Genomic DNA, 4,873 nt, shown 5'->3' with positions numbered 1-4,873 from the left:
GGATCGGCCTCACCTCCAGTGTCCTGCACGACGTGAACGGCCCGGTGGGGACCGTCGAGCAGATCCTCACGGTGCGGCGTCTCCCCACCTCCTGACTCGGCCGCTCTGGCGCGACTGGGTCGATGCGGGCTCCCACGCAATCCCGTCCGTTCCGTATGCCGCTGAGCTGAGCGGCATACGCTCCTCCCGCCGCGCGTGCTCCCTCCCCCTCTCCCTCGAGTGAGCGCCCCGTCACTCCTGCCCCATCACAGGTGTGGCGGATGGGACGGAGTGCTCACTCGACGTGGGGCAACTGGGACGAAGCGCTCACTCGACGTGGGCGGTGACGGTGGCGCCGAGCATGACCGTGCGGCTCACCGTGCAGAACTCCTCGTGTGAGCGCCGGACCATGGTCGGCAGGATCTCGCGCGCCGCGTCGCCGCCCTCGCCCTCGGGGAACCGGACGCGGAAGGTCACCTCGATGTCCTTGAGGTGGTTGCCCTGCTCGTCCCTGACCTTGTCCGCCGTCACCTCGATCTCGAAGCTGTCCGGCTCCGCCCGACGGGTCGTCACGGTGTCGACGTCGACCGCCGTGCAGCCTGCGATCCCGGCCAGAAGCAGCTCGACCGGCGACAGCTCCTCCGTGCCGCTGCTCGTCGTGATCGAGCCGCCGCGGCCGTTGCGGACGGTGTAGCGCCCGAGGCTGTCCCGGGTCAGGGTGACGCGGCGAAGGTCCTGGTCAGTCATGGCGCAAGCCTCCCAGATCACTCTGAGCCGTCAGGACCAGGCGTCGGCGAGCAGCTCGTAGGAGCGTAGCCGCGCCTCGTGGTCGAACGCACCGCACGTGAGGATCACCTCGTCGACGCCCGTCGCGTCGGTGAACTCCTGGAGCGCGTCGCGCACCTGTCCGGGGGTCCCGACGAAGGAGACCCGCATCATGTCGAGGACGGCCGTCTGCTCCGCCGGCGTCCACGACGCGAGTAGCGACTCCATGCTGTCGGAGGGCTTCTGCACGCCGCCGCGGTGGCCCGTGACGATGCTGTGGAACCGGGTCAGCACGGAGGTGAAGAGGCGCCGCGCCTCCTCCTCTGTGTCGGCCACCATGATGTTCGCGCCGGCCATCGTCCGCGGGGCGTCGAGCCCACCAGGCTCGGTCGACGGCTGGAACCGCGACCGATAGACCTCGAGGGCACTCATCAGCATCCGCGGCGCGAAGTGCGACGCGAACGAGTAGGGCAGCCCGAGTGCCGCCGCGACCTGGGCGCCGCCGTGGCTCGAGCCGAGGATCCAGACCGGCACGTGGGTCCCCTCCCCCGGCACGGCGCGCACCCGGGCGGACGGGTCCGGGTCACCGAGATAACCGATGAGCTCCTGGACCTCTCCACCGAAGTTCATGGCGGCCTGATCGTCACGCCGCAGGGCCCGGGACGTCACCGGGTCGGTGCCCGGCGCCCGGCCCAGGCCGAGGTCGATGCGCCCCTCGTGGATCGTCGCGAGCGTCCCGAACTGCTCGGCCACGACGTAAGGCGCATGGTTCGGCAACATGATCCCGCCGGCCCCCACTCGGATCGACGACGTCTGGTCCGCGACGTGCCCGATGAGCACTGCCGTCGAGGACGACGCGACACCCTGCATGTTGTGGTGCTCGGCCATCCAGTACCGCCGATACCCCCAGCCCTCGGCATGCCGGGCGAGGTCGACCGTGTTCGCGATCGCCTCCGCGGGCGTCGAGCCCTCATTGATCTGGACGAGGTCGAGGATGTCGAGGTCTGCACGAGTCACACCACGCTCAACCCGTCGCCGGCCACCGATGTTCCGACGTCGCCAATCACCCTGTCAGGACGGCAGTTTCAGCTGGCCGAGCTGGGAGTCGTACGTGGGGCAGAGGCTTTGCACGGCGGCATACATCAGCTTCTTGGTGCGGAGGCCGTCTCCGGTGTCCGGGAGCGGGGCACCGTTCCCGTCGCGCGCGATCTCCCCGAGCGTGACGCCGCCGTCTTTGAGCGCCCAGCACGTCGTCGTACCCGTCTCGATGTCGTCATCGACGCTCTGCCCGGTGACCTTGACCCCGAGCTTCTCGGCCGCGAGGACGAACTTCCCCTCCTCGAGGGTGATGCTGGGACGCGCGGAGACCACATCGGAGGGCAGGTCCTTCGCGGTCGGCTCGCTGCTGCACGCGGCGAGCGCCGGCGCAGTCAGGGCAACCGCGGTCAGGACGACGAGGACGCGGCGCATCATGCCCCTCTCTAGGCTGGACGGGTGACCGACTCCCATCATCCCGGACCTCCCGAGGTCGCCGCGCAGGCGCCCCTCGCGCGTGGCGCCATGGGGGCCTCGGTCGTGGCGGTCCTCCTGGGGTGGTGCTTCCTCCCACAGGTCCTCGGTATGGCGCTGGGCCTGCTCTCGCTGGCCCGTCGGGAACGCGCGGGGCGCCGCCTCGCGCTCCTCGCGATCGGGCTCAGCATCGGGCTCACGGTCATCTGGGGTGTGGTGGTCGGCCTGCTCGTCAAGTGGTGGGCGCGAACCCGGCTCGGCTGAGCCGCTCTCCCTGGGCAGGACCGGGCGGGCAAGAGTCAAGCGAGGCCCGTGCGCAGGTCGTCGGCGGCCTCGGCCTCGATGTCGAGCACGAGCTCGGCCAGGCTTTCGAGGTCGCTGAACGAGAACAGCTCGGCCGCATCCTCCTCGGAGAGGCCGAGCCGAGCCGTCGCGTGCCGCTTCGTCGTGCCCACGAGACCGTCCGGGGACGTGGCCCGCTCCGGGTCGAGGGGGTCGATCAGGTAGCCGCACATGACGAGGGCGTGGCCGCCGACGCACCGGACCGGCCCGAAGAGCCCGTCGGACTGCCACGTGCCCTGGTCCCACTGCAGCGGGTTCTCGGCGACGAAGGCGAGCGCCTGCTCGAGCAGGAGGATGTCGGGGGTGCTCGGCAGCCCGAACCAGGCCGCGGCCGGCAAGTGTCCGAGGCGGTCGGCCAGCCCGCCGCCCAGGTCCGCAGCGAGGTCCGGCTCGGCCAGCCCCATCGAGAGGAGCTCAGCGAGGTCGGTGTCGCCAAGGGCGCCGGTCGGCCACGTCCGCGCGCCATGCTGGCGCCCCTCGACCGCGTCGATGACCGCGTCGGTGCACAACCCGACTCGGATCCAGTCGATCGCCCTCGCGAGGTCGTCGATGCGGGCCCGTGGGTGCACGAGGATCTCTAGGTCGTCCTGGCAGGCGCCCGTCACGTCGGCGACGACGGCGAGGGCGTGGGCCGAATCGAGCCACACCGACCCGCTGGAACGGGCCAGCACTGGCACCTCGATACCGCCGAGCCAGAGCGCATGCCCGACGAAGGAGCGGGCGGTCCCCGTGAGCGCCGCCCGCTCGCGCCCCGGCGCGACCGCCTGGTCCCACTCGAGAGGGTGATGCGTGATGTGTGCGAGGGCCGAGTCGAGCAGGCTCAGGTCCAAGACGGCCCCCCGCTGACGAGGGGGGTCCGTCGAGGTCGTGTGGCAGGACCGGTCGTCACACATCGGTCCATGGTGCACGCAGCTCCATACTCACCGCAACGAGAACACACGACGGAGTGAGCGGAATACCGTCTCGGACGGGCGTCACTGGCTGTAGGTGGTGAGGAACTTCTCAATGCGGCCGATGGCGTCCTCGAGCTCGTCGGCCAGCGGCAGGAAGACGATCCGGAAGTGGTCGGGCGTCGGCCAGTTGAAGCCCGTGCCGTGCACGACGAGGAGCTTCTGCTCGCGCAGCAGGTCGAAGGCGAACTGCTCGTCGCTGACGAGCGGGTACACCTTCGGGTCGAGCCGGGGGAAGACGTAGAGCGCGCCCTGCGGCGTCGTGCAAGACACGCCCGGGATCTGGTTGAGCAGCTCGACGGTCTTGTCGCGCTGCTCGAGCAGGCGGCCGCCGGGGAGGATGAGGTCGTTGATCGACTGCCGGCCGCCGAGGGCGACCTGGATCGCGTGCTGCGCGGGGACGTTCGCGCACAGGCGCATGTTGGCGAGGACGTCGAGCCCCTCGATGTAGTTGCGGGCGTGCTCCTTCGGGCCGGACAGGGCGAGCCAACCCGAGCGGAACCCGGCGACGCGGTAGGCCTTCGACAGCCCGTTGAAGGTGAGGCAGAACAGGTCGGGGGCGAGCGCGGCGATGGAGTGGTGCTTCGCGTCGTCGTAGAGGATCTTGTCGTAGATCTCGTCCGACATGACGATGAGGCCGTGCCTGCGGGCGAGGTCGGCGATGCCCTCGAGCACCTCGCGGGGGTAGACCGCCCCGGTCGGGTTGTTGGGGTTGATGACGACGATCGCCTTGGTCCGGTCGGTGATCTTGCTCGCCAGGTCGTCGAGGTCGGGCGCCCAGTCGGACTGCTCGTCGCAGATGTAGTGGACGGGCGTGCCGCCGGCGAGGGAGGCCGCCGCGGTCCACAGCGGGTAGTCGGGCGCGGGGATCAGCACCTCGTCGCCGTTGTCGAGCAGGCCCTGCATCGCCATGACGATGAGCTCGGAGACGCCGTTGCCGAGGTAGATGTCCTCGATGTCGATCCGCGGGAAGTCGCGCACCTCGTAGTGCTGGGCGATGGCGCGGCGCGCCGGGACGATGCCCTTGCTGTCGCTGTAGCCCTGCGCGGTCGGCAGCGCCTGGATGACGTCGACGAGGATGTCGCTCGGCGCCTCGAACCCGAACGGAGCGGGGTTGCCGATGTTGAGCTTGATGATGCGGTGTCCCTCGTCCTCGAGCCGCTTGGCCTCGGCGAGGACCGGCCCCCGGATCTCGTAGCAGACGTTCTGGAGCTTGAGGGACTGGCTGACCGCGCGCATGGCGTCCACTGTCTCACTCCCGTACGGGGCTCACCGCGCCGCTCTCGGCATGTGGCCCCCGCCCGTCCGAGGGGTCAGGGGCGGCGGGT

Annotated in this window: 6 protein-coding genes; 1 reads left to right on the top strand and 5 read right to left on the bottom strand. The window is 70.3% G+C overall.

The genetic code is table 11. The features are described from left to right. Nucleotides 1-306 precede the first annotated feature (306 nt). Genes ACTHJJ_RS05890 through ACTHJJ_RS05880 form a run of 3 tightly spaced genes read right to left on the bottom strand, consistent with a single transcriptional unit; the run spans nucleotide 307 to nucleotide 2,217 of the window. Nucleotides 307-726, bottom strand: coding sequence for an OsmC family protein (locus ACTHJJ_RS05890; protein ID WP_440302005.1), 420 nt, complete (start codon nucleotides 724-726; stop codon nucleotides 307-309). Between the two features lie 30 nt (nucleotides 727-756). Further along, nucleotides 757-1,761 (bottom strand): LLM class flavin-dependent oxidoreductase, encoded by a 1,005-nt coding sequence (locus ACTHJJ_RS05885; protein ID WP_440302004.1) that lies wholly within the window; start codon nucleotides 1,759-1,761, stop codon nucleotides 757-759. A 54-nt stretch (nucleotides 1,762-1,815) separates the two neighbouring features. Next, on the bottom strand, nucleotides 1,816-2,217 hold the full coding sequence (locus ACTHJJ_RS05880; protein WP_440302003.1) for a hypothetical protein: 402 nt from the start codon (nucleotides 2,215-2,217) through the stop codon (nucleotides 1,816-1,818). A gap of 21 nt (nucleotides 2,218-2,238) precedes the next feature. Between ACTHJJ_RS05880 and ACTHJJ_RS05875 the strand changes: the two genes are divergently transcribed. Next, on the top strand, nucleotides 2,239-2,517 hold the full coding sequence (locus ACTHJJ_RS05875) for a hypothetical protein (protein ID WP_440302002.1): 279 nt from the start codon (nucleotides 2,239-2,241) through the stop codon (nucleotides 2,515-2,517). 35 nt (nucleotides 2,518-2,552) lie between these two features. Here ACTHJJ_RS05875 and ACTHJJ_RS05870 read toward each other — a convergent pair whose 3' ends face one another. Further along, nucleotides 2,553-3,488 carry a hypothetical protein gene (locus tag ACTHJJ_RS05870; RefSeq protein WP_440302001.1) on the bottom strand — a complete coding sequence of 312 codons (936 nt, stop codon included), beginning with the start codon at nucleotides 3,486-3,488 and terminating at the stop codon, nucleotides 2,553-2,555. Nucleotides 3,489-3,569: 81 nt separating this feature from the next. Beyond that, on the bottom strand, nucleotides 3,570-4,784 hold the full coding sequence (locus tag ACTHJJ_RS05865; RefSeq protein WP_440302000.1) for a pyridoxal phosphate-dependent aminotransferase: 1,215 nt from the start codon (nucleotides 4,782-4,784) through the stop codon (nucleotides 3,570-3,572). Between the last annotated feature and the right edge of the window lie 89 nt (nucleotides 4,785-4,873).

Source organism: Intrasporangium sp. (assembly GCF_051961875.1).
Classification (GTDB): Bacteria; Actinomycetota; Actinomycetes; order Actinomycetales; family Dermatophilaceae; genus Intrasporangium_A.
Note: the sequence above shows the minus strand (reverse complement) of the source record. Positions and strands in the feature narration are given on the sequence as shown.

Bases quoted from the DNA above. Each gene is read 5' to 3' on its own strand.
- ACTHJJ_RS05890 (WP_440302005.1), bottom strand. From the start codon at position 726: ATGACTGACCAGGACCTTCGCCGCGTCACCCTGACCCGGGACAGCCTC.
- ACTHJJ_RS05880 (WP_440302003.1), bottom strand. From the start codon at position 2,217: ATGATGCGCCGCGTCCTCGTCGTCCTGACCGCGGTTGCCCTGACTGCG.
- ACTHJJ_RS05870 (WP_440302001.1), bottom strand. From the start codon at position 3,488: ATGTGTGACGACCGGTCCTGCCACACGACCTCGACGGACCCCCCTCGT.
- ACTHJJ_RS05865 (WP_440302000.1), bottom strand. From the start codon at position 4,784: ATGCGCGCGGTCAGCCAGTCCCTCAAGCTCCAGAACGTCTGCTACGAG.